General features: G+C 63.7%; 19 protein-coding genes. 6 read left to right on the forward strand and 13 right to left on the reverse strand.

Going from position 1 to position 21,672, the window contains the following annotated elements:
- Positions 1-136 precede the first annotated feature (136 nt).
- The 4 genes from AC3CBN_RS02095 to AC3CBN_RS02110 all read left to right on the forward strand — a co-directional run bounded on the left by AC3CBN_RS02095 (position 137) and on the right by AC3CBN_RS02110 (position 7,337).
- On the forward strand, positions 137-3,049 hold the full coding sequence (locus AC3CBN_RS02095; RefSeq protein WP_488635177.1) for a TonB-dependent receptor domain-containing protein: 2,913 nt from the start codon (positions 137-139) through the stop codon (positions 3,047-3,049).
- 68 nt (positions 3,050-3,117) lie between these two features.
- The gene (locus AC3CBN_RS02100; RefSeq protein WP_488635178.1) at positions 3,118-4,992 is read left to right on the forward strand and encodes a tetratricopeptide repeat-containing sulfotransferase family protein; all 1,875 of its coding nucleotides are present in this window, start codon (positions 3,118-3,120) and stop codon (positions 4,990-4,992) included.
- 60 nt (positions 4,993-5,052) lie between these two features.
- Entirely contained in the window at positions 5,053-5,721 is a 669-nt protein-coding gene (locus AC3CBN_RS02105) for a hypothetical protein (RefSeq protein WP_488635179.1), read from the forward strand.
- 566 nt (positions 5,722-6,287) lie between these two features.
- Positions 6,288-7,337, forward strand: a complete 1,050-nt coding sequence (locus tag AC3CBN_RS02110; protein ID WP_488635180.1) for a hypothetical protein — start codon at positions 6,288-6,290, stop codon at positions 7,335-7,337.
- Positions 7,338-7,424: 87 nt separating this feature from the next.
- Here AC3CBN_RS02110 and lpdA read toward each other — a convergent pair whose 3' ends face one another.
- From lpdA to AC3CBN_RS02130, 4 genes are all read right to left on the reverse strand, one after another.
- Positions 7,425-9,269: a dihydrolipoyl dehydrogenase gene (gene lpdA, locus AC3CBN_RS02115; protein WP_488635181.1), complete on the reverse strand. Its 1,845-nt coding sequence runs from the start codon at positions 9,267-9,269 to the stop codon at positions 7,425-7,427.
- Positions 9,270-9,361: 92 nt separating this feature from the next.
- Positions 9,362-11,050, reverse strand: coding sequence for a dihydrolipoyllysine-residue acetyltransferase (aceF, locus tag AC3CBN_RS02120; RefSeq protein WP_488635182.1), 1,689 nt, complete (start codon positions 11,048-11,050; stop codon positions 9,362-9,364).
- 183 nt (positions 11,051-11,233) lie between these two features.
- On the reverse strand, positions 11,234-12,067 hold the full coding sequence (locus AC3CBN_RS02125; RefSeq protein WP_488635183.1) for a mechanosensitive ion channel family protein: 834 nt from the start codon (positions 12,065-12,067) through the stop codon (positions 11,234-11,236).
- Between the two features lie 170 nt (positions 12,068-12,237).
- On the reverse strand, positions 12,238-13,056 hold the full coding sequence (locus tag AC3CBN_RS02130; protein ID WP_488635184.1) for a DUF2884 family protein: 819 nt from the start codon (positions 13,054-13,056) through the stop codon (positions 12,238-12,240).
- Positions 13,057-13,262: 206 nt separating this feature from the next.
- Here AC3CBN_RS02130 and AC3CBN_RS02135 point away from each other — a divergent pair, with 206 nt between their 5' ends.
- Both AC3CBN_RS02135 and AC3CBN_RS02140 read left to right on the forward strand, forming a co-directional pair.
- Entirely contained in the window at positions 13,263-14,921 is a 1,659-nt protein-coding gene (locus AC3CBN_RS02135) for an FAD-binding dehydrogenase (protein WP_488635185.1), read from the forward strand.
- Complete coding sequence (locus AC3CBN_RS02140; protein ID WP_488635186.1) at positions 14,918-15,937, forward strand: 2-dehydropantoate 2-reductase; 1,020 nt, start codon at positions 14,918-14,920, stop codon at positions 15,935-15,937. Before AC3CBN_RS02135 ends, AC3CBN_RS02140 begins: the two co-directional genes overlap by 4 nt.
- On the opposite strand, the gene AC3CBN_RS02145 is transcribed toward AC3CBN_RS02140, so the two are convergent.
- From AC3CBN_RS02145 to AC3CBN_RS02185, 9 genes are all read right to left on the reverse strand, one after another.
- Positions 15,931-17,151, reverse strand: coding sequence for a low temperature requirement protein A (locus tag AC3CBN_RS02145; RefSeq protein ID WP_488635187.1), 1,221 nt, complete (start codon positions 17,149-17,151; stop codon positions 15,931-15,933). The genes AC3CBN_RS02140 and AC3CBN_RS02145 overlap by 7 nt on opposite strands.
- Before the next feature lie 67 nt (positions 17,152-17,218).
- Complete coding sequence (locus tag AC3CBN_RS02150) at positions 17,219-17,536, reverse strand: DUF2845 domain-containing protein (RefSeq protein ID WP_488635188.1); 318 nt, start codon at positions 17,534-17,536, stop codon at positions 17,219-17,221.
- A gap of 122 nt (positions 17,537-17,658) precedes the next feature.
- Positions 17,659-17,934, reverse strand: a complete 276-nt coding sequence (locus tag AC3CBN_RS02155; protein WP_488635189.1) for a DUF2845 domain-containing protein — start codon at positions 17,932-17,934, stop codon at positions 17,659-17,661.
- 30 nt (positions 17,935-17,964) lie between these two features.
- A complete protein-coding gene (locus AC3CBN_RS02160) occupies positions 17,965-18,540 on the reverse strand; it encodes a DUF924 family protein (protein WP_488635190.1) in 576 nt (191 codons plus the stop codon).
- Positions 18,541-18,567: 27 nt separating this feature from the next.
- The gene (locus tag AC3CBN_RS02165; RefSeq protein ID WP_488635191.1) at positions 18,568-19,008 is read right to left on the reverse strand and encodes a PA2169 family four-helix-bundle protein; all 441 of its coding nucleotides are present in this window, start codon (positions 19,006-19,008) and stop codon (positions 18,568-18,570) included.
- Between the two features lie 107 nt (positions 19,009-19,115).
- Positions 19,116-19,868, reverse strand: a complete 753-nt coding sequence (locus AC3CBN_RS02170) for a DUF2884 family protein (protein WP_488635192.1) — start codon at positions 19,866-19,868, stop codon at positions 19,116-19,118.
- A gap of 85 nt (positions 19,869-19,953) precedes the next feature.
- Positions 19,954-20,505: a hypothetical protein gene (locus AC3CBN_RS02175; RefSeq protein ID WP_488635193.1), complete on the reverse strand. Its 552-nt coding sequence runs from the start codon at positions 20,503-20,505 to the stop codon at positions 19,954-19,956.
- Positions 20,505-21,047 carry a peroxiredoxin gene (locus tag AC3CBN_RS02180; RefSeq protein WP_488635194.1) on the reverse strand — a complete coding sequence of 181 codons (543 nt, stop codon included), beginning with the start codon at positions 21,045-21,047 and terminating at the stop codon, positions 20,505-20,507. Before AC3CBN_RS02180 ends, AC3CBN_RS02175 begins: the two co-directional genes overlap by 1 nt.
- 98 nt (positions 21,048-21,145) lie before the next feature.
- A complete protein-coding gene (locus AC3CBN_RS02185) occupies positions 21,146-21,604 on the reverse strand; it encodes a hypothetical protein (RefSeq protein ID WP_488635195.1) in 459 nt (152 codons plus the stop codon).
- Positions 21,605-21,672 lie beyond the last annotated feature (68 nt).

Genomic DNA, 21,672 nt, shown 5'->3' on the forward strand with positions numbered 1-21,672 from the left:
ATGCACGTTAAAAAGGCCTTTACTCAACCTTCATTTCCTGAAACAGTTGGTTCGGGGGAACCAATGGCAACACGACACCTATAGACGTCTATGCGCCTATAGCGGGTCCCTTTTGCCTTCAAATCGGGGAGACATCATGCAGTCCAACTTGAATCGCCTATCAGTAGCGGTACGCCTGGCACTATCCATCGGCATGATTTCGACTGCCGCCGTGGTGCAGGCCCAGGATGCAAGCAGTAAGGACACTTCGACCGGACCTGCGCCACAGAGCCAGACGGCCCAGAGCAATACGGAACAACCCAAGCAGTCCAGCGCCAAGACGCTGACTGCCGTGTCGGTGACCGGTTCGCTGATTCGTCGCGTGGATTCCGAGACGGCCAACCCGGTGGTGACGCTGGATCGTTCTGCCATCACCAACAACGGCAGCCCGACCCTGGGCAACGTGCTGCAGGCGCTGCCGAGCATCGCGGGCAACGCGACCAACACCCAGAACAACAGCAACGGCGGTGGTGGTGCGAGCCCCACGCTCGAAGGCGGCGACGGTGCGGCCCGCGTGTCGCTGCGCGGCCTGGGCGTGAACCGCACGCTGGTACTGGTGGATGGCCAGCGCCTCGCCAACGCCGACCTCAACATGATTCCGCAGAACATGGTGGAGCGTGTGGACGTGCTGGCTAACGGCTCCTCAACGGTCTACGGCTCCGATGCCGTGGGCGGTGTCGTGAACTTCATCCTGCGCAAGGACTACAAGGGCGCGGAACTGAGCGTCAACGACGGCATCTCCAGCCATGGTGACGGCCAGCGCAAGGGTGCGCAGTTCACCGTGGGCGCGAGCGGCGAGCAGGGCAACATCGTCGCCGGCGTCGACTACAACAAGTACGACCCGGTGCTGGCGCCGCGTCGCAGCTTCTCGGCCCGGCAGCTGTATCTGTATGCCGGTGGTCCGCAGGCGTCGGGTTCGCACACCATTCCGACCGGTCGCCTGCTGGTGCCGCAAAACCTCTCCCCGGGCGGTTGCGAAGTTAACTCGCAGGGCAACACCTACGTCACGCTCTCCAACGGCAATGGCGGCAGCCTCGGCAACTATCGCTGCTTCAGCAACGCGAACGACACGTACAACTACAACGCCTACAACTACATCCAGCAGCAGCAGGAACGCACCAACGTCTTCGTGATCGGCAATTACAAGATCAACGATTACGTGACGTTCTACGCCGACGCGTTCTACAACCACACCAACTCGTCCGGCCAGGATGCCCCAGCGCCGACCGGCGTGGGCGACGGCTGGCACGTGCTGGCGAGCAATCCGAACAATCCGTTCGGCGTCACCTTCAGCCAGGGCACGCTGGTCGATCCGGCCGCACCCAACGCCGACAGCGGCTACGCCTTCAACACCCGCCTGACCGGCCTGGGCACCCGCCTGCACACGTTCACGACCAACAACGAAGAGATCAACGCAGGCCTGCGCGGCAACTTCGGCCAGAGCACCTGGGGCTGGGATGCCAGCTTCGACTACGGCCATACGCGCCGTGTGCAGACCAACTTCAACGAAGTGAACGTGCCGGCCTTCCAGGCGGCCATCGATGCCGGCGCCAACATCTTCAACCAGGCCGACCCGGCAGTCACCGCGCTGTTGAAGAACGGCGTGGATGCGCCGCAGTACACCCTGACCAATACCATGAAGCAGGGTCAGGTCAACGCGTCGGGAGAAATCTGGGATCTGCCGGCTGGCGCCATGCAGCTGTCGGCCGGTGCGCTGTACCGCAAGACGTCGATGAACTACAACGTGACCGCCGACGCGATCCTCGACCCGGTGACCAACACCTGTGTGGTGCTATCGGAAGCCTGCGGTTCGCCGGGTGGCGGCAACGATACGGTGAAGGAGCTGTACGCCGAAACGCTGATCCCGCTGCTCACCGAACGGCCGTGGGCCTATTCGCTCAACCTCGACGTGGGCCTGCGCTACTCGGACTACGACAGCTCGGGCAGCACCACCAACGGCAAGATCGCCATCGAGTACCGCCCCGTTGCCGACCTGCTGGTGCGCGGTACGGTCTCCCAGGTATTCCGCGCGCCCAACATGGACGAGCTGTATGACGGTCGCACCGTCGGCGGCCCCAACCTCACCGATCCGTGCGTGCATTTGACTGCCGCGCAGTTGGCCCAGCACCCGACCGCCTGCCAGTTCGTGCCGCCGGCCTGGACCGGCAACCCGCTCGGCCAGGTCACCTCCTACTACTCGGGCGCCGCCGCCATCGGCAGCACGCTGAAGCCGGAACAGGGCAAGTCCATCGACTTCGGCTTCGTCTATTCGCCGAGCTGGTGGCAAGGCGTGTCGAGCACGCTGGACTTCTGGCACATCTACCTCAGCGACACGCTGACGCCCATCCAGGCGCAGACGGTGGTCAATGCCTGCTTCGCCAACGACAACAGCCCGTATTGCTCGTACATCAATCGCTACGACAACACCAACAAGCTGGCCGGTGCCGTCAATTACATCAACACGCCCGTGGTCAACCTGGGCAACCTGAGCACGACCGGCGTCGACTTCACCTTCAACTACGCCATTCCCCACTTCGACGTGGGCGGCGTGGATCCGGGTAACTTCAAGGCTGGCCTCAACACCACCTACGTCTCGACGTACAAGAACGACGCCACGCCCGGCCAGCCGGGTGCGGGGTCGATCAACTATGCCGGCACGTATGGCCTGCAGTTCGGCAATATCCCGCGTTGGCGCGGCACGCTCACGATCAATTGGGCAATGGGTGACTGGAGCGCGCAGTGGCAGTCGCGCTACATCCACAATGTGACCAACCTGAACGCGAACCTCGACACCGGTGCCAGCGCACCGATGGCGTCCGTGCTGTATCACTCGATCTCGGGTGGCTACGAGTGGGCGAAGATCCATACCCGTTTCGACGTGGGTATCGACAACCTCAGCGACAAGATCCCGCCGCTGGCCTACCAGAATGGCTCGAACTACAACGTCGATACGGCCACTTACGACGTGATGGGCCGCTACTACTGGGCTCGCGCCACGGTGAGGTTCTGATCTGACCGCAAGCACAGCGGGATGGTCGCGGCGCCTCGCCGCGACCATCCCACTGCTAGGATTCAAGGATGACGGACCACCTCTCGCCATCCTCCGCCGACCTCACCGCCCGTATGCTCGCGGCGTATCAGCGCGGTGACATCGCCACCGTGTTGGCACTCGGCGAACCTGTTGCCGCCATGGGTGACATCGACAGCACAGCCCTGCTGCTGCTCGGCGCCGCACTGCAATCCAGCCAGCGTCTCGATGAAGCGATGACGACTTTCCGCCGTCTCGTGCAGCGCAACCCGACCATCGCCGAATACTGGAACAACCTCGCTGTGGTCGCGCGCCAATTGGGCGACCTGACGGTTGCCGAAGATGCCTTGCGGCAAGCCGTGGCGTTGGCGCCGCAGGAGGCGCAGATCCATTACAACCTCGGCCTGCTCCATGCCCAGAAACAACGCTGGCTGCAGGCGCGAGAAGCTTTGCTTGATGCCGTGGCACTGGTGCCCGCCTTCATCGATGCGCGCCTGCAGGCCGCGCATGCGTGCCACGCCTGCGGCGATCATCGAGGCGAACAGGAGATGCTGGCGGATGCCGCCGACTGGCCGCCGCAGCCGGTGGAACAGGCCATCCTGTTGGCCACGATGCTTTCTGCCCAAGGCGAACAGGCGACGGCGTTTCAAGTCCTGGAACGGGCTGTCCTGCCCGAGAATGAAGACGCACGGATCATGCAGTGGCGCATCGCCGCGCTGCGTGCCTCGATGTATGAGCGCGGCAACCAGGTCGATCTTGCCGAAGCCGAACTTCAGCGGCTACCGCTTCATCAGGTGGAAGCGGCATTGCCGGACTCTCCTGCGCTCGCCACGGCGGCCTGGCAGGCGCACGCCGCCGTCGCCGCGCAACGAGGCGACCTGGATCGCTCGGCCGTCCTCTACGAGCGCATGCTTGGCCTGAGCGATGGCCCGGACGCGCGAGCGACCGCCGCGTTCGGGTTGGCGGGCGTCATGAGCAAGCAAGGCCGTCACGAGGACGCCTGGCGTTCCGCAGAGCTCGCCCACGCCGCCCAGTGGGAGATCGCCAGCGCGATCGTGCCCGAGCTGATCGTCGAAGGCAGCCAGCCGCTGTCCATGACGAACCATCGCGTGAGCCACGCCGAGTACGACCAATGGAGCACGCTGTCCGCGCCGCGTAGCCTCGACAGTCCCGTCTTCGTTTTGGGCTTCCCTCGCTCGGGCACCACGTTGCTCGAGCAGATGCTCGATGCGCATCCTGATTTTCGTTCCATGGACGAACGCGACTTCGTCTACGAACTGATCCATCGCATGCAACTGGCAGGACAGTCGTATCCACACGACCTCGGCCGACTGTCCCAACACGAAGCGGATCAGCTGCGGAACATCTATGTCGCCATGTCGCGCAAGGTAGTGCCCGACCTCGGGGAGCGGCGCCTCATCGACAAGAATCCGCTCAACATGCTGTGCCTGCCGATGATCGCGCGCCTGTTTCCGGAGGCCCGCATCATCCTGTGCCTTCGCCATCCCTGCGATGTGCTGCTGAGCTGCTACATGCTGCCGTTCCGCGCACCGCCGTTCATGGTTTTGTGCTCCTCGCTGAAACGGCTGGCCGAGGGTTACGTGCAGGCGTTCGAGCAGTGGTACAAGCACCTCGAAGTGTTCGCGCCGCGCGTGCTCGAATGGCGTTACGAGTCGGTCGTCAGCCGCTTCGATGAACACATCGTGCGCCTTGGCCAGTTCCTCGACGTGGCGGACGCCTCGCCCATGGCACGCTTCGCCGAGCACGCGCGCGCCAAGGGTTATATCAGCACACCGAGCTATGCACAGGTCACGCAAGGCATCCACCGCAAAGCGGTGAATCGCTGGCATGCCTATCGCGAGCATTTCGAGCCCGTGCTACCCATCCTGAGGCCCATGCTGGAGCGATTGGGCTACGACGCCTGAAGCCAAGCCTGGCTGGATAGGCTACCCTGCGCGCCTGATGCCGGCGCTGGAGGAATCCGCATGCATTTCGAATTACCCAAAGTCAGGATGCATTCGTTTCGCGAGTTTGCGAAGCACTACCTGATGATCGTGCTGTCCATCCTCACCGCGCTGGGCCTGGAGCAGTGGATCGAGCATGTACACCACCGCCATGCCGCCGAGCACGCGGGCACGCAGATCGAAGCCGAACTGCGCAACACGCTGCACGATATGCAGTCCTCCATCGCGAAGGACGAGGAGCGACTGGCTCCGCTCGAAGCCATGGGCAAGACCATCACCGCCGATGTGCGCAACGGCCTGACGGATACCGAGATCAACAAGCACATCCGCGAGGTCAATGACCAGTTTGCGATCAGCATCAACTGGCCTGTCTTTTCGACCCAGGCATGGGACGTGGCCGTGGCGAACCAGTCGGCCACCTGGATCGACGTGGACAGACTGCACCGATACGCGACGGCCTACGCCGCCCAGCGCGACGCCGCCAGCTGGACCACGCACAACGCTACCCTGGCGCTTGATGGTCCACACATGGTCGACCTGCAGACAAAAATCAGACTTGGCAGAGATGTCGATCCGGTGGAATTTCTCGGCGTGCTTCAGCAGATGATCTTCAGCTCCAGGGAATCCATCGCGAACCTGAAACAGACGTCCGAACCGATCAAGGCGGCGTTGACCCAACCCACCGAGTGACAAGGAAGCCCGGAAAACTCCGGGCCTCGTTATTTGTGACGTAGTGCAGAGAAAGCAGCATATATCGAGCTTTTTCCCGCAAAAAACGCCATACGCGCATCGACATGCACAAAGCGCCTCTGCGTGCGCACGCTGCGCCACGTGCAAGATGTCAACGAAATGTGTTCGCGCTTTTTTGCGAGCACACGATAGGAACGACATCGCTCAAACGCGTTCGCGATGATCTCTCATCGCTTGGTATGCAAGGTTTCGCTCGATGCGACTTGGGCGCGCCGATCCTTGCGCTCTTCTGTCGCGATGTCACGCATGTTTTTTCGATTTGCAAGCACGTTGCGAATGCGTTACCAAGGCCGCCGCAGTGCTCGTGTCGTCCAACGTTGAGCGCTCGCACGTGGGGAGAACCACCGCGTCAACCTCAGTGTCGCGGAGGGGAAAAAATCTACCGCCTGAAATTCGCTGCAACTGTCCCAGTTGCTGGCGAGTAGGTGAGTTGTTGTTGGAAATCATCGGCCATGGATTGTCCAGGGTCGAAACCGATAGCTATTCGCGTACCAGGGAGAATTTCCATGCAGGCCAATTTGAAGTTCGCACTACTCGCCGGCCTCGTCAGTGTCGCCTGGCTTCCCGTCGCTCATGCCGCGCCGTCCAACCATGTTTCCCTCCAGCCTCCTGCCGAGATTGTCGGTCCGCTGGAAGCGCAGGCGCGCGCAAATTGGCGCGAAGACATCGCGCAGATCGCCACACCGTCGGAAGGATGCTTCCAGGCCACCTATCCCAGCATCGTCTGGCATCAGGTGGTGTGCAGGGAAGTAGTGCCGCGCGTTCATCCCGTGCCGCGTTGGTCGATGTTCGGTGCGTCGGAGACTGCCGGCAACGGCAACGACTACACGCTGCAGACATCGAGCCTTATCACGCAGGCGGTAGGCAGCTTTCCGTCGGTGACGGGTGTGACGTCGGAAAGCGGTGTGGGCGTGCCAGCGTACGGCAATGGCGGCATCCTGGGGCCAAACGAGTATTCGCTGCAGATCAACTCGAGCTTCAGTTCGACCACGTCGGCCTGTGCCGGCCACTCCGGCTGCACCGTGTGGCAGCAGTTCGTGTATGCGCCCGATTACGAAGTCAACGGCCAGGCGGCAGTATTCATGCAGTACTGGCTGATCGGCTACGGCGGCCATCGCTGCCCGAGTGGCTGGGGCAGTGACGGCGCGGGCGACTGCTACAAGAACAGCGCGGCCGCCACGGCGCCTGACGTGCCCGCCACGCAGCTCGCCAACGTAAAGCTCACTGGCACCGTCACGTCGGGCGGCAACGACACTGTGGTCTTCACCAATGGCACCCAGGCCTACAGTTCCAGCGGCAAGGACAGCGTCCTTTTACTCGCCCAGGTCTGGAAAGAGTCGGAGTTTAATGTAGTCGGCAATGCCGGTGGATCGGAAGCCGTATTCAACAGCGGCTCGTCGATCACAGTGAATGTGGCGGTGAACGACGGATCCACCACTGCACCGTCGTGCGTGGCCAACTCCGGCACGACTGGCGAGAGCAACAACCTCAACCTCGGCAGTTGCTCCACGGCGGGTGGCACGACGCCGTCGATTCAGTTCACCGAATCGAACTGAGGATCGGCGCCACGGCTGATATCTGCCGTGGCGAACCACAAAAAAAGCCCGGGTTTCCCCGGGCTTTTTTTCTTCGCTCGAGAGCGCTTACTTCTTTTTCGGAATGTACAGGTCGGTGATGGTGCCTTCGTAGGCCTCAGCCGCCATACCCACCGATTCGCTCAGCGTCGGATGCGGGTGGATGGTCAGGCCGATGTCCGCCGCTTCCGCGCCCATCTCGATTGCCAGCGCGATCTCGCTGATGAGGTCGCCCGCATGCGGACCGACGATGGCGCCGCCCACGACGCGGTGTGTCTCTTCGTCGAAGATCAGCTTGGTAAAGCCTTCTGTGCGGTCGATGCCAATGGCCCGGCCGCTGGCTGCCCACGGGAACTTGCCCACGCCGATCTTGAGACCCTTCTCCTTCGCCTCGCGCTCGGAAACGCCGACCCATGCCACTTCCGGGTCGGTGAAGGCCACCGACGGAATCACACGCGCATCGAAATGGCTCTTCATGCCCGACACCACTTCGGCGGCGACGCGCGCTTCATGCGTGGCCTTGTGCGCCAGCATGGGCTGACCCACCAGATCGCCGATGGCGAAGATGTGCTTCACGTTGGTGCGCATCTGCGTGTCAACGTTGATGAAGCCGCGCTCGGTCACGGCCACGCCGGCCTTGTCGGCGCCGATCTTGCCGCCGTTGGGCGAGCGGCCCACCGCGACCAGCACGCGATCGAACAGCTTGTTCTCGGGAATGCTCACGCCTTCGTAGCTGACCTCGATGCCCTTCTTGGTGGCCTTGGCCTCGACCACCTTGGTCTTGAGGTGCACGCCCTTGAGCTTCTTGGCCAGGCGCTGCGCCAGCGGCTTGACCAGGTCGGCATCGGTGCCCGGGATGATCTGGTCCATGAACTCAACCACGGTCACTTCGCTGCCGAGCGCGGAATACACCGTGGCCATTTCCAGGCCGATGATGCCGCCGCCAACTACCAGCAGCTTCTTCGGCACGTCCTTCAGTTCCAGCGCGCCGGTGGATTCCATGATGCGGTCGTCGTCCCACGGGAACGCAGGCAACTTCACCGCCTGCGAACCAGCCGCGATGATGGCGTACTCGAAGCGGAGCACCTTGGTGCCTTCGGCCGTCTGGACTTCCATTTCGTTCGGCGAAATGAACGTGCCCACGCCCTGCACCGTGCGCACCTTGCGCTGCTTGGCCATGGAGGAAAGGCCGCCGGTGAGTTTGCCGACCACCTTGATCTTGAAATCACGCAGCTTGTCGAGGTCGATCTTCGGTGCGCCGAAGGTCACGCCGTGTGCGGCCATCGCCTCGGCTTCGTCGATCACGGCCGCCGCATGCAGCAGCGCCTTGGACGGGATGCAGCCCACGTTGAGGCAGACGCCGCCGAGCGTGGCGTAGCGCTCGATGAGCACGGTGTCGACGTCGAGGTCCGCAGCGCGGAATGCAGCGGTGTAGCCACCGGGGCCAGAGCCGAGCACGACGAGCTTGCACTCGATGTCAGCCTTGCGACCCGACGAACCTGCCGCTTGCGGCGCCTTCGCTTCCTCTCCTCTCTGGGGAGAGGATTGAGGTGAGCCACCTGAAGGTGGTGAAGGGCGGGCGCTCGCGGGAGCGCTGCTAGTGCTGGACTGAGGCGAGGTTGTCCCCTCACCCCGGCCCTCTCCCCGGGGGGGAGAGGGAGAAGTGGTGACGTCCGAAGTCTCGAGCACGGCAATAACCGCGCCTTCGGACACTTCGTCGCCCACCTTCACTTTCAACTCCTTGATCACGCCGGCGGTGCTGGAGGGAATCTCCATCGTCGCCTTGTCCGATTCGAGCGTGATCAGGCTCTGTTCCTTGGCGACCGTGTCGCCGACCTTCACCAGCACCTCGATCACCGGCACGTTGTCGTGACCGCCGATGTCGGGGACTTTGATTTCGATGGTGCTTGCCATGGGGAATCCTTGAATTCTTTTCGCTACGCATGAGGGGCGACGCAAGAGCCACCCCTCACCCCAACCCTCTCCCCGGGGGGGAGAGGGAGCAATTACAGGAGCAGGCGGCGGATGTCGCCCAGCTGCTGCGCGAGGAAGGTGGCGAAGCGCGCGGCGAGCGCGCCGTCGATCACACGGTGGTCGTAGCTGAGCGACAGCGGCAACATCAGGCGCGGCGCGAATTCCTTGCCGTTCCACACCGGCTTCATGGACGCCTTGGACACGCCCAGAATGGCCACTTCCGGCGCATTGACGATCGGCGTGAACGACGTACCGCCAATACCGCCGAGCGAGGAGATCGAGAAGCAGCCGCCAGACATCTCGGCCGGGCCGAGCTTCTTGTCGCGTGCCTTCTTGGAGATCTCGCCCAGCTCGACGGCCAGGTCGATCAGACCCTTCTTGTCGCAATCGCGGATCACAGGCACCACCAGGCCATCGGGCGTATCCACCGCGATGCCGATGTGGAAGTACTTCTTGAGGATCAGCTTCTCGCCGCTCACGTCGAGCGAGGCATTGAACTGCGGGAACTTCTTGAGCGCCGCGACCACTGCCTTGATCTGGAATACCAGCGGGGTGACCTTCAGATCCTTGTTCTCTTCGCCGAGCTTCTTGCGGAACGCTTCCAGCTCGGTGATGTCGGCGTCTTCGTGCTGGGTGACGTGCGGGATCATTGCCCAGTTGCGCGCCAGGTTGGCGCCGGAGATCTTCTGGATGCGCGTCAGCGGCTTCTCTTCGATCTCGCCGAACTTGGCGAAGTCGACCTTGGGCCACGGCAGCAGGTTGAGGCCGCCGCCTGTCGCCACTGGCGCACCGGTGGGACGCGCGCCGGAAGCCAGCGCGTGCTTCACGTACGCACCGACGTCTTCGCGCTGAATACGGCCACCGCGGCCGGTGCCCTTCACCTGCCGAACGTCCACGCCCAGCTCGCGCGCGAAAGCGCGGATGGCGGGGCTGGCGTACGGGGCGTCGCCCGGCATGACGATGCCCGAATCGAACGGCGGACGGGCCGTCGGCGCCACGTCACCTTCCGGTGCGTTGCCCGGCAGCACGCTGCGGCCACCGATCGGCTCGGGTTTCTCCTCGACCTTGGGCGCTTCCACCTTGGTGGGCGCTGCGGCCTGCGGTGCCGGCGCGGCGGCGGGTGCGCCAACGGCGGCTTCGACCAGGGCGATCAGGCTGCCTTCGGACAGCTCGTCGCCCACCTTGACCTTGATCTCCTTCACCACGCCTGCGAACGGCGCCGGCACTTCCATCGTCGCCTTGTCCGATTCGAGCGTGATCAGGCTTTGGTCCTTGGTGATGGTGTCGCCCACCTTCACCAGGATCTCGATCACCGGCACGCCGCTGCTGCCGATGTCCGGCACCAGCACTTCGCGCACACCGCCGCTGGCTGCCGGGGCAGCCGCAGGAGCAGGGGCTGGAGCGGGTGCAGGTGCCGCCTTGGCGGGCGCCTCGGCCTTGGCGGGCGCGGACTGCGGCGCCGGGGCGGGCGCGGCTGCCTCGCCTTCTGCCTCGATGATGGCGATCAGGGCGCCCTCGGACACCTCGTCGCCCACCTTGAGCTTCACTTCCTTCACCGTGCCCGCGAACGGGGCCGGCACTTCCATGGTCGCCTTGTCGGACTCCAGCGTGACCAGGCCCTGTTCCTTGGCGACCTTGTCGCCCGGCTTCACCAGCACTTCGATCACCGGCACGTTCTCGCTGCCGATATCGGGAACGCGTGCTTCTTTGAGGTCGGCCATGGTTTCTCCTACGGATGGCAATGGCGTGCCGTGCGGGGATGACGGCCGCGTAAGGCTTTAATCATAGCGAACGAGACCCGCTTCCGGACGCTTTTGGATCGTTTGAATCCACCATTCGCATACGTATGCAGGCCATTTTGGCGGCGATCAGGCGAATCCGTCGGAGCGCCGGGCAATCACGGGTCAGCTGGCCTGTTCCGGTAAGCGCCCCTGCACCACCGTCAACTCACGCTGCGGGATCGGAATGCTGATGCCCTCGGCCTCAAAACGCTCCTTCAACGCGCTCAGCAGATCGGTTTGCGCAGGCCAGAAGTCGTCGATGCGCGTATAGGCACGCAACACCAGCCTCACCGCGTTCTCGCCCAGACTCTCGACCCATATGCCGGGCTCGGGGTCGCGCAGGATGCGCGCGTCGGCGGCATACAGCTGGCGCACCAGATCCATGGCCTTGCCGATGTTGTCCTTGTAGCCGACGCCCACCCTCAGCTCGAAGCGGCGCGTGCCGCGACGGTTGAAATTGATGATGGCGTCGGAACCGATCTTCGCGTTGGGCACCACGGCTTCGCGGTTGTCCGGCATCACCAGCACGGTATGCATCAGGCTCACGCTCTCCACCGTGCCATCAATGCCGCCGGCATTGACGAAGTCGCCCACGCGGAACGGCCGGAAGATGATGAGCAACACGCCCCACGCAAGGTTGCTGAGCGACCCCTGCAGCGCCAGACCAATGGCCAGGCCGCCAGCGCCCAGCGCAGCCACCAGCGGTGCCGAAGGCACGCCCGCCTGCTGCAGCGTCATCACGATCAGCAAGGCGATCAGCACGCCGTTGATCAGGTTGCGCAGAAAGCCGCTGAGCGTCTCGTCCACATTGGCGCGCCGCATGGCGCGTCGCGCGACGTTGGCCACGCGTGCAGCCAGCCACAGGCCCACCAGCAACATCACCACGGCGATGCTCAGGTTGATGAGGGTATTGATGGCACCTTCGGAGAAATGCAGACGCGCCAGGAAATCGTGCATGGGCAAGAACTCGTGCATGACAAAGCGCAAAAGCCTAGCAGCCCCACTATCAAGGTTCCGTTGAGTTCACGCGCTGGTACATGCATAAAAAAGCCGCGCAGAGAGTGGAGCGCGGCACAGGTTGGTCGTGCTGGGGAGCGGCGACCTCAAGGTTCGTGCACGAGGTCGCCTCACTCGGCGCGTGCACGATCCGCGGCTGTTACCAGCTTCTTGTTGTCCTTGTTCTCATGCGTGAGCAACTGCAGGCGCGAACCATCCTGCAGGCGGAACTGAAATTGCTGCTGCAGCTTTTCCAGCGTACCGAGTCGCGGACACAGCGCCTCGGCGCGCTTGTCGAGTTCGTCGGCGCGCGCGTTCACTTCCTTGTCGATGGTCTTGTCGAGCGAATTGGCCCGCGCCTCCAGCGCCGCCACCTTGCTCTGGTCACCGCTCAGCGCCGCTGTGACTGCCGCGCCCGTGACCTTGCCGACCAGGTCGGACACCGATGTCTCGATGCTGCTTTCGATCACATCGTCCACGGCATGCTGCTTCCAAACGCCCTTGCCAAGGCTGTCGTCGATACTTGAAAGTGCGTGCCGATGATTCTGGTCGAGGCGACCGACCATGTCGCGGCGCTCGGTTTCGTTCTCGGCGAACGTCATCATCACCGTGCGCATGGCTGCAAAACCGATATTCACGCCCTCGCGGGCGATGCCAGCCACTTCGGGCAGCAAGGCACGCACGCCCTCTTCGTACTGCCGCAGGCGCACTGCGTCATCGGCGGAAACCGCCATATCGCGGCCATCCACGCGCAGGTGGCCGTCATGCATGAAAACCTTGCCGGGGTGGCCGTCGTCTCGGCTGTAGGCAATGCCGTCGGCCGTCACGGCCACATCGTATTGGGTCGAGTAGCCGCAATGGCCGTCGTGATACTGGATATCTCGCGCCTGCACCGCGCCGCCAAAGGCAACGCCCGCCGCCAGCGCGAAGGCCATGAAAGTGGTTCGCATGCTTGTCGCCTCCCTGTGCCGCATGCCGTGCGAATGCCGCATGGCTGCCTTGCACGATGCGCCTCGCCGCGAGGCCGGACATGGGCCAGGTGTCATGCCGTGCCATCGGTCATGCCGGGCGCCAGGGTCCATGACGCAGTGCGCATAGGCAGGCCCGGTCAGGCACGCTAAGTTCAACTGCGCTGATCGCCAAGAGGGGGCGGGGAATGCGGGAAGGGTGCGATGTGATCGTGGTGGGCGCCGGCCTCGCCGGCCTGGTGGCCGCCACCGAGTTGGCCGATGCCGGCAAGCGGGTGTTGGTGCTGGACCAGGAGCCCGAACAGAGCCTGGGGGGACAGGCGTTCTGGTCGTTCGGCGGCCTGTTTTTCGTGGATTCGCCGGAACAACGGCGCATGGGCGTGCGCGATTCGCAGGCGCTCGCGCTGACCGACTGGATGGGCACGGCCGCATTCGACCGCGCCGAGGATCACTGGCCACGCCGCTGGGCCGAGGCCTATGTGAATTTTGCCGCGGGAGAAAAGCGCAGCTGGCTGCACGCCATGGGTATGCGCTGGTTTCCCGTGGTGGGCTGGGCCGAACGTGGCGGCCATGGCGCCATCGGTCACGGCAATTCGGTGCCTCGCTTCCACGTCACCTGGGGCACCGGCCCGGGAGTGATCGAACCGTTCGTGCGTCGTGCGCGCGAGGCACAGGCAAAGGGCCTGCTGCAATTTGGTTTCCGTCATCGCGTGGACGAATTGATCGTGGAAGGCGGCGCCGTGGTCGGCGTGCGCGGCGACGTGCTGGTGCCCGACGGCATGGAGCGCGGCAAACCCAGTTCTCGCGACGTAGTGCAACCGTTCGAACAGCGTGCGCAGGCGGTGATCGTTTCGTCGGGCGGCATCGGTGGCAATCACGAACTGGTGCGCCGCAACTGGCCCCAGCGCCTTGGACCGCCACCGGCACACATGCTGTGCGGCGTGCCCGCGCATGTGGATGGCCGCATGCTGGCCATCAGCGAAAACGCCGGCGCGCGCCAGATCAATCGCGATCGCATGTGGCACTACGTGGAAGGCATCGAGAACTGGAATCCGATCTGGCCGATGCACGCTATCCGCATCCTGCCCGGTCCTTCGTCGCTGTGGTTCGACGCCACCGGCAAGCGTCTGCCCGGGCCGCTATGGCCGGGCTTCGATACGCTGGGTACGCTTGAACATCTGCGCCGTACCGGCCATGACTACAGCTGGTTCGTACTCGATCAGCAGATCATCCGCCGCGAATTTGCGCTCTCGGGCTCGGAGCAAAATCCCGACCTCACCGGCAAGAGTTGGCGGCAAGTGGCCAAGCGAGCCGTCGGTAAGGGCGCGCCCGCGCCAGTGGAAGCGTTCAAGCAGCATGGCCGTGACTTCATCGTGCGCGACACGCTGGAGGAACTGGTGGCCGGCATGAACGCGCTGGCCGGCAACGATCTGCTCGACATCGCACAGTTGCGTCGCGAGATCGAGGCACGCGACCTGCAGTTCGATAACCCGTATGCGAAGGATGGGCAAGTGATGGCCATCCATAACGCGCGACGTTATCGCGGCGACAAGCTGGTGCGCGTGGCGAAACCGCATCGCATTCTTGATCCGTCGAACGGGCCGCTCATCGCGGTGCGACTGAATATCCTCACGCGCAAATCGCTTGGCGGACTGGAAACCGACCTCGATGCGCGCGTGCTCGGTCACGACGGCCAGCCGTTGCCCGGCCTCTACGCAGCGGGTGAAGTGGCCGGTTTCGGCGGCGGCGGCCTGCACGGCTACCGCGCGCTGGAAGGCAGCTTTCTCGGAGGCTGCCTGTTCTCCGGCCGTGTCGCCGGTCGCGCAGCGGCAGCAGCTATTACATGAGCGTGCATGCCCAGCCACGTATCGCCATCTATGGCGCGGGCAGTGTCGGCGGCTATCTGGGTGCGCGGCTCAACGAGCATGCCCGCGTTACCTATATCGGCCGCCGCCGCGTGATGAGCGCCCTGCGCCTGCATGGCCTCACCTGGAGCGACCTGCACGGTGTCCATGGCCACGTCGCTGCGAAGGACCTGGATCTGCAAGCCGACCCCTTCGCTGCCGCGAAGGCGCACCTGGTGCTGGTGACGGTGAAGTCGTCTGCCACGGCGACCGTCGCACGCGAACTGGCCGGGGTGATCGCTCCCGGCATTCCCGTGATCAGCTTCCAGAACGGGCTGCACAACACCGAGACGTTGCGTGCCGCGTTGCCGGGCCACCCGGTGCTTGCCGGCATGGTGCCGTTCAATGTGCTGCAGCGGGAACCGGGTGTTTTCCACCAGGGATCGGGCGGCGAGTTGATGGTGGAAGGTCATGCGTCGCTCGCGCCCTTTGTTCCGATTTTCGCCAACGCGGGCCTGCCGCTTGTGCAACGCGACGACATGCCCGCCGTGCAGGCCGCCAAATTGCTGCTCAACCTCAACAACGCGATCAACGCACTATCCGATGTCCCACTGAAAGAGGAACTCTCGCAACGTGCATGGCGTCGCTGTCTTGCGCTGGCGCAACGCGAGGCGCTGGCCATATTCGCCGCAGCCGGCATCCAGCCCGCACGCCTCACGCCGCTGCCCCCGCACTGGCTGCCGCGTGTGCTCGAACTGCCGGATGCGTGGTTTCGTCGTCTGGCATCGCGTCTGCTGGCCATCGATCCACTCGCGCGCTCCTCGATGTGGGAGGACCTGCAACAGAAACGTCCCACCGAGGTTGATGCGATCAACGGCGAGATCGTGCAGCTCGCGATGGCAAACGGCTTACGCGCCCCAGCCAATGCACGCCTTGTGGCCCTGATGCGCGAAGCGGAACAACAACGACGCGCGTGGCATGCCGGGCAGTTGCTGGATGAGCTGCGCGCAGCTCATTGATGCGCCTGCTCGTACAGATCACGACGCAGCTTGTGCAGCGAAACGGTCTCCCACACGGCCACGATCACCAGCACCAACGTGGTCAGCACGCTGAGCGACAGTACGGACAGGTTCGTGGCTGGCCACAGCAGCATCAGCAAGAAGCCCAGCCCCACCAGATGCGATAGCGGTAAGTTGGTGTGGTTCATCGTCTTCTTGAATAACGCATTGCCCAGCAGATAAGCCGCCGGCCCGCCCAGCAACACCGCCACCTGCGCGCCATCTGCGAGCGAGTGCGGATGACCGAGGCTCAGCTTGTCGCTCACCGCATTCACCACGATGCCTGCCACGATCAACAGGTGCAGATACGTGTAACCCAATCGTGCGGCACGCCCCGGGTCGGCGGATTCGCGGATCGAACGACTGGCCCGTTCCGCGCCGATATCGAAGTAGATCCACCACATCGCCACGCACCCAATGAAGGCCGTCACAAACGCGGCCCACGCATCCAGCGTGCGTGCGCTTTCCGCAAAGCTGCTGCCGGTCACCACCACCGACTCACCCAGGGCAATGATCACGAACAAACTGCAGCGCTCGGCCATATGCCCGCCTTCGACGTTCCATTCCGCCGTGCTCGATCGACCGAGACCTGGCACATAGAAGAACGAGGCGGGGCCGAGATATTCAATGGTGAGCGCGATCGCCCAGCAAGCAAAGCGAGCCTGGCCTGCCATGCAGCCACCCGCCACCCACAGCGTGCCTGAAACCACCAGCCAGGTGGTGATGCGATAGAAGTTGCGGCGCGCTGCCAGCGGAGAATGGCGCAACGCCCAGATCATGAAAAACGAACGACCTACCTGCATGAAAACATAGGCGCCGGCGAAGATGTGCCCGTGCCCGTCGAATGCATCCGGCAATGCCGTGGACAACAGCAGGCCCGCAAAGGTGAGCGTGAGCAGCAGCAGGCGCACCGCCAGCCGGTCCGGATCCAGCCAGTTGGTGATCCAGCCGGTGAAGATCCACACCCACCACACCGCCAGGAACAACAGCAGCACGTTCAGCGCACCTTGCGTATTGAGATTGCCCAGCAACGTGTGGGAGAGCTGGGTCACTGCATAGACGAACACCAGATCGAAGAACAACTCGATATTGGTCACCTTGCCATGCAAGCCAGCCTGACGTGGACGCAACAGGCTGGGGGTCCCTGCTCCCGCTGCATTTGGCATTTCTGACATGACGCGACCTCCCTGGAGTCGCGCCCGTTATCGCATGGGCGGCCGCAATGCCGCCATCTCCTTTCGCTCAGCGTCCACCGTCGCGGATGGCGCTGACTTTGCCGCCCACCAGGACGATGGTTGTGGTGCGATTGCCCTCGCGGTACTGCCACTGCTCGCCAGCCACATCGTCAGCACTGTTGCGGTGGACTTTCTTGCTGCTCGACGAACGGTGGCTGGACGCCGCCTTGGCGTGCGAGCGATAAGCGGGCTTGCCGAGCAGTTCCACCACTCGCGCGGCGCTGTCGCCCACCACCAGCACCTGGCTACCGACCCTCAACGTGCCGCTGCCCGCCTGGGCGGCGAAGGCCGCCATCAGGCAAACCAAACCCATGTGTCGACGCATGTCACTTCCTTGTCCAAGACCGCGCCCTCGCGCGGCCTGGTCACGTTAGTGGCAGGTCCATGGTGGTCGTCAGCCGTCGCGTGCCGTGCGCCAGCGTAGGAAGCGCGCCCTCAGCCGGAGGCTTAGCGTGTGCGGTCCTGAATCTCGGCAATCTTGCCGTTGATGATGGTGACAGTGAGGATGTGCCCGCCGTCGCGCTGAAACTGCCAGCGCTCGCCCTGGTAGCCGCCGAAGTCGCTTTCCACCGGCTCCTTGAAATCGGGCTTGCCCAGCAACTCCATCGCACGCACCGCACTGTCACCCACGGTGAGAACCTCGCTGCCTACGCGATAGGTATTACTGGCGTGCGCGGCCAGGCTCAATGTCAATAACAGGATGACGAGATAACGGCGACGCATGGCGAACTCCTTGTCGATGGACGGCGATATTCAGAAGCCTGATCCCGGGCTGGCCAGATAGGTCTGCTCGGCGGGCGTATTACTTCGACCAAGCACAACATTGCGGTGCGGAAATCGCCCGAAGCGCTCGATCACATCGTGGTGGCGACGGGCATAATCAAGGAAGCCTTCGAAAGGTGCGCGCTTTGCCTCTGGCAGCTGCGCCACCAGTTGCTCGAAAAGATGGACGCATTGCTGCTGCAGCTGCAGGTCCTCGGCGTGTTCCAGCGGCAAGTACGCAAATAAACGTTTCATGGGTGCCAGCCGTTGATCGTCTCTGCGCGCCAACCCGGCCAGCGCGAGCGACTGTGCCTTGGCATCGTCTGCCCAGGCGCGGGCGTCGTCCCGATGGATGTTGCGGCTGAACTGATCCAGCACGATCAGCAGCGCCAGCCAGCCCTCGGGGGCGGCGGCCCAGCCATCCAGCTCGCCGCGCCCGGCTGCCTTCAGCGTGTCGCCAAAGCGCTCGCGGATATGGGCATCGAAGGCATCGTTACGGGCAAACCAGTTCGGTTCGGTTGAGGGATCGAACCAGAAATCCAGCACATCCCTGGGCGTCGTTGGCATGCCTGTTTCCCTGACTGGTTACGTCACTCAGCCGTGCGTGGTGCCGGCGAGGCAATGCATGTCCTTGTGGATGCCATGCAGGCGCGACAGCTGCACGCTGAGCACGCGGGCCGATTCGTCGGACGCATGCGCCATCTGCTGTTCGAAACGATGCAGCAAGACGCACTCGTTGCGGGCCATACGATTCACCCAGGCAGAATCCGGGTTGGTCGACATGCTGGCTGACCATTCGGTCAATGCCATGCGTATGGCGCCTGCCAACGTGCCGTGACGGGCCGGCGAATGTCCGCTGGCGTGGACTTGCGCCTGCAAGTCGCTGATCAGGGTATCGAGCGTTTGCAGGTTCTCTGCCAACAGGGCCCGTAAACCGGGTTCACGCACCTGCGTCAGGGCCCGGCGGTAGAAATCACGGTCATCGATGCCCCACCGGATAAGCGTGTTGTAGTGCGGTACGCGAGCGTGCGACACCAAGTCGCCTCCTAACACCTTAAGGTCTACGCCAACCATCCTCGCTCTTCGCCACTTAGCCGAAGATTAATCTCGAAAGGCTGTCGGTCATTGGCTCAGCCGGTGTCCTATTGCCCCACCTGCATCAGGTCCAAAGGCTGTCCGCCGGCACTATGGACGCCCTGCTGCAATTCGGCCAGATGCTGCACCGAAGGACACAGTGCCTGCACCTGCGGCGTCAGCGCCTGCATGCGCTGTTCCAGCCTTGGTCGCAATTGGGTGGCCAGGTCGGCAGCGGTGTCGCGCAGGCTGGCTGCGGCCTGCAGGTCGCCGGTCATCGCGGCATTCATGGCCTGCTGACCCAGATCGTTGGCCAGCAGCGGCATCAGGTCCGAGGCGAGCTGATTGGCGTACTGGTCGGCCAGGTTGCCCTGCCAGTCGTGCGTGCTGGTGCTGGCGGCGATGCGCTGCTTGAGCTCCGCTGCCCGCGCGGCCACCCGACGATCGAGTTCGGCGCGTGTGTCGGCACCCAGCGAAAGACGCGTGCCCTCGTCATGCATGGCAGCGGCCAGCATGTCTACGCCCTTCGATGCCACGGCCTTCACTCGCGGCATGAGCGCGCGCAGCTCCCGTTCAAACAGGGCCAGGCGGTCCTGCTCGTCGGGCCGCAGGTTTACGGCCGTGCCGTCGGTGCGCAGCGTGCCGTCTCGCAGTTCCACCTGATGCGGCACCGGCTGTGGCCGGTCGAACAGCAGGCGGTCCGGCGCCACGGTCAGGTCGTAGCTGCTGGTGGCGTGACAGGTGGTGGCCAGATCCTGCGCGTGCGCCGCGAGGCTGGCGAGCGAAATAGTCAGGGCTAGCGTTAATCGGCGCAGGGTCATGGGATAAGGGCAATCATGCGGAGCTGCAGCGATAACCCGCGACGCGGCAACCGGCGCTGAATCGCAGCGCCGGCCTGGCGTTTGTTCAACGCAGTTTGCGAAAACCGGCCCGGACTTTCGGCCGCCCCAGCCACCAGGCCAGCCAGAGCAACAGCGGCACGGCCAACGCCTTGGCCGCCAGGGCCATCTGGAAGATGCGGCGCTCGTGGGCCAGGGCCATTTGGGAGGCTTCGTCCAGCGGTGCCTGGGCATTGGTCAGCTCGACGCCCTGGCTGAACTCGCGCCATTGCGACAGCAGCAACAAGCCGCCCACCAGCCCCCAGGCCAGCGCCAGCAACACCGCCACTACCTGCAGCGCCGGTCGTGCCCAGACCTGGCGAAGAATCGCGCCGGCGCAGACCACCACCACGCCGAACGCAACCGCGAAATAGCCCACATCCCAAGCCAACATCTTGTGCAGTTGGGCGATGTCCCCGGTGTTTGCCGGCGGCAGTTGCTGGAGCGTGCGCCACAGCTGGTCGGCGTGCACCGAGTATTGCAGGCAACCATAGGCCGCCAGCAGCAGCATCAACCAGACCACGATGCGCCAGAGGGCAAAGCCGCCGGAGCGGCTATCGTCACGCACTTTCAACAGCATCAGGACGATGCCTTCAGCGTAGCGAGATCAGCCAGCACCTGGGCGGAGTTCTTCTCCGGGTCCACATCCTGGTAGACCTTGGCCACCTTGCCCTGGGGGTCGATCAGGAACGTCGTGCGGCGTGCGTACTTGAACCCGACCTTGGAGGCGAGTACGCCATAGGCCTGTGCCGTCTTGCCGTCTGCATCGGACAGCAGCGGGAACGGCACGTGGTACTTGGCGGCAAAATCCGCGTGCGACTTCACGTCGTCCAGGCTCACACCCAGCACATCGGCGCCAGCTTGGCGCAGCTTGGCCACGTCGTCACGGAAGGTGCATACCTCGGTGGTGCAACCGGGGGTGAAATCCTTTGGGTAGAAATACAGCACTACCCAGCGACCCTTGTGATCGGCGGGCGTCTGCCACTTGCCGTTCTGATCCTGCAGGCGGAAATCAGGCGCCGGCTGGCCCACCTGCGGCAGCACCGGGGTTTCATCAGCCTGCACGGGCACGATCACACCCAGCAGCAGAACCAACAGAAACAGGAACGAAAAACGGCGCATGGCGGCACTCCGGATTTGGGAAACCGCAGCAGTGTACGCGCTACCCGGACAAAACGAAGGGCGCCCTGAGGCGCCCCGCGTTGCAGTGCAAAAAAACATCAGCGACGGGTAATGCTGAACTGGCCGACGGACACACCCAGATTGAAGCCCTCGCCGCTGCCATGCAGCGCCAGCGAGGTGGTGCCCTTGGTCAGCACTTGTGCCTCACCACTCTTGATGACACCCGCCTCGGCGCCAGCCTGCGCGTAATCGCCGAATACATCGTCGATGTTGCGCACGTGGGTGATGTCACCCTTGCCATTGTCGATACGGTATTTGCCGGCGGTCAGGCCGCCGCCGTGCAAAGCAATCTTCACGTCGGCCTTCTGGCCATTGCTGCAGACAACCGTGCCGCTACCTTCCGCGTGCTTGTAGATCACCGACCAACCGGACAGGCTGAAGCTCAGGTCACACTTCACTTCGGCCTCGGCAGCCTGAGCGCTGGCGACCGGAAACACCGCCGTCGCACCCGCACAGGCCAACACCAGGGCCGCCATTCCGAATGTACGCTTGATCATCATGTTCTCCTTGGCTTTCCGTTGAACGAGATGGCACTTGCCATTGTGGACAACCTTGCTGAACGCAA

Source organism: Dyella sp. OK584 (genome assembly GCF_057787755.1).

Coding starts and splice junctions, on each gene's coding strand:
- AC3CBN_RS02175 (WP_488635193.1), bottom strand. CDS start 20,505: ATGCTGTTGAAAGTGCGTGACGATAGCCGCTCCGGCGGCTTTGCCCTC.
- lpdA (WP_488635181.1), bottom strand. CDS start 9,269: ATGGCAAGCACCATCGAAATCAAAGTCCCCGACATCGGCGGTCACGAC.
- AC3CBN_RS02110 (WP_488635180.1), top strand. CDS start 6,288: ATGCAGGCCAATTTGAAGTTCGCACTACTCGCCGGCCTCGTCAGTGTC.
- AC3CBN_RS02140 (WP_488635186.1), top strand. CDS start 14,918: ATGAGCGTGCATGCCCAGCCACGTATCGCCATCTATGGCGCGGGCAGT.
- AC3CBN_RS02105 (WP_488635179.1), top strand. CDS start 5,053: ATGCATTTCGAATTACCCAAAGTCAGGATGCATTCGTTTCGCGAGTTT.
- AC3CBN_RS02095 (WP_488635177.1), top strand. CDS start 137: ATGCAGTCCAACTTGAATCGCCTATCAGTAGCGGTACGCCTGGCACTA.
- AC3CBN_RS02185 (WP_488635195.1), bottom strand. CDS start 21,604: ATGATCAAGCGTACATTCGGAATGGCGGCCCTGGTGTTGGCCTGTGCG.
- AC3CBN_RS02150 (WP_488635188.1), bottom strand. CDS start 17,536: ATGCGTCGACACATGGGTTTGGTTTGCCTGATGGCGGCCTTCGCCGCC.
- AC3CBN_RS02130 (WP_488635184.1), bottom strand. CDS start 13,056: ATGCGAACCACTTTCATGGCCTTCGCGCTGGCGGCGGGCGTTGCCTTT.
- aceF (WP_488635182.1), bottom strand. CDS start 11,050: ATGGCCGACCTCAAAGAAGCACGCGTTCCCGATATCGGCAGCGAGAAC.
- AC3CBN_RS02180 (WP_488635194.1), bottom strand. CDS start 21,047: ATGCGCCGTTTTTCGTTCCTGTTTCTGTTGGTTCTGCTGCTGGGTGTG.
- AC3CBN_RS02125 (WP_488635183.1), bottom strand. CDS start 12,067: ATGCACGATTTCCTGGCGCGTCTGCATTTCTCCGAAGGTGCCATCAAT.
- AC3CBN_RS02170 (WP_488635192.1), bottom strand. CDS start 19,868: ATGACCCTGCGCCGATTAACGCTAGCCCTGACTATTTCGCTCGCCAGC.
- AC3CBN_RS02100 (WP_488635178.1), top strand. CDS start 3,118: ATGACGGACCACCTCTCGCCATCCTCCGCCGACCTCACCGCCCGTATG.
- AC3CBN_RS02155 (WP_488635189.1), bottom strand. CDS start 17,934: ATGCGTCGCCGTTATCTCGTCATCCTGTTATTGACATTGAGCCTGGCC.
- AC3CBN_RS02145 (WP_488635187.1), bottom strand. CDS start 17,151: ATGTCAGAAATGCCAAATGCAGCGGGAGCAGGGACCCCCAGCCTGTTG.
- AC3CBN_RS02135 (WP_488635185.1), top strand. CDS start 13,263: ATGCGGGAAGGGTGCGATGTGATCGTGGTGGGCGCCGGCCTCGCCGGC.
- AC3CBN_RS02160 (WP_488635190.1), bottom strand. CDS start 18,540: ATGCCAACGACGCCCAGGGATGTGCTGGATTTCTGGTTCGATCCCTCA.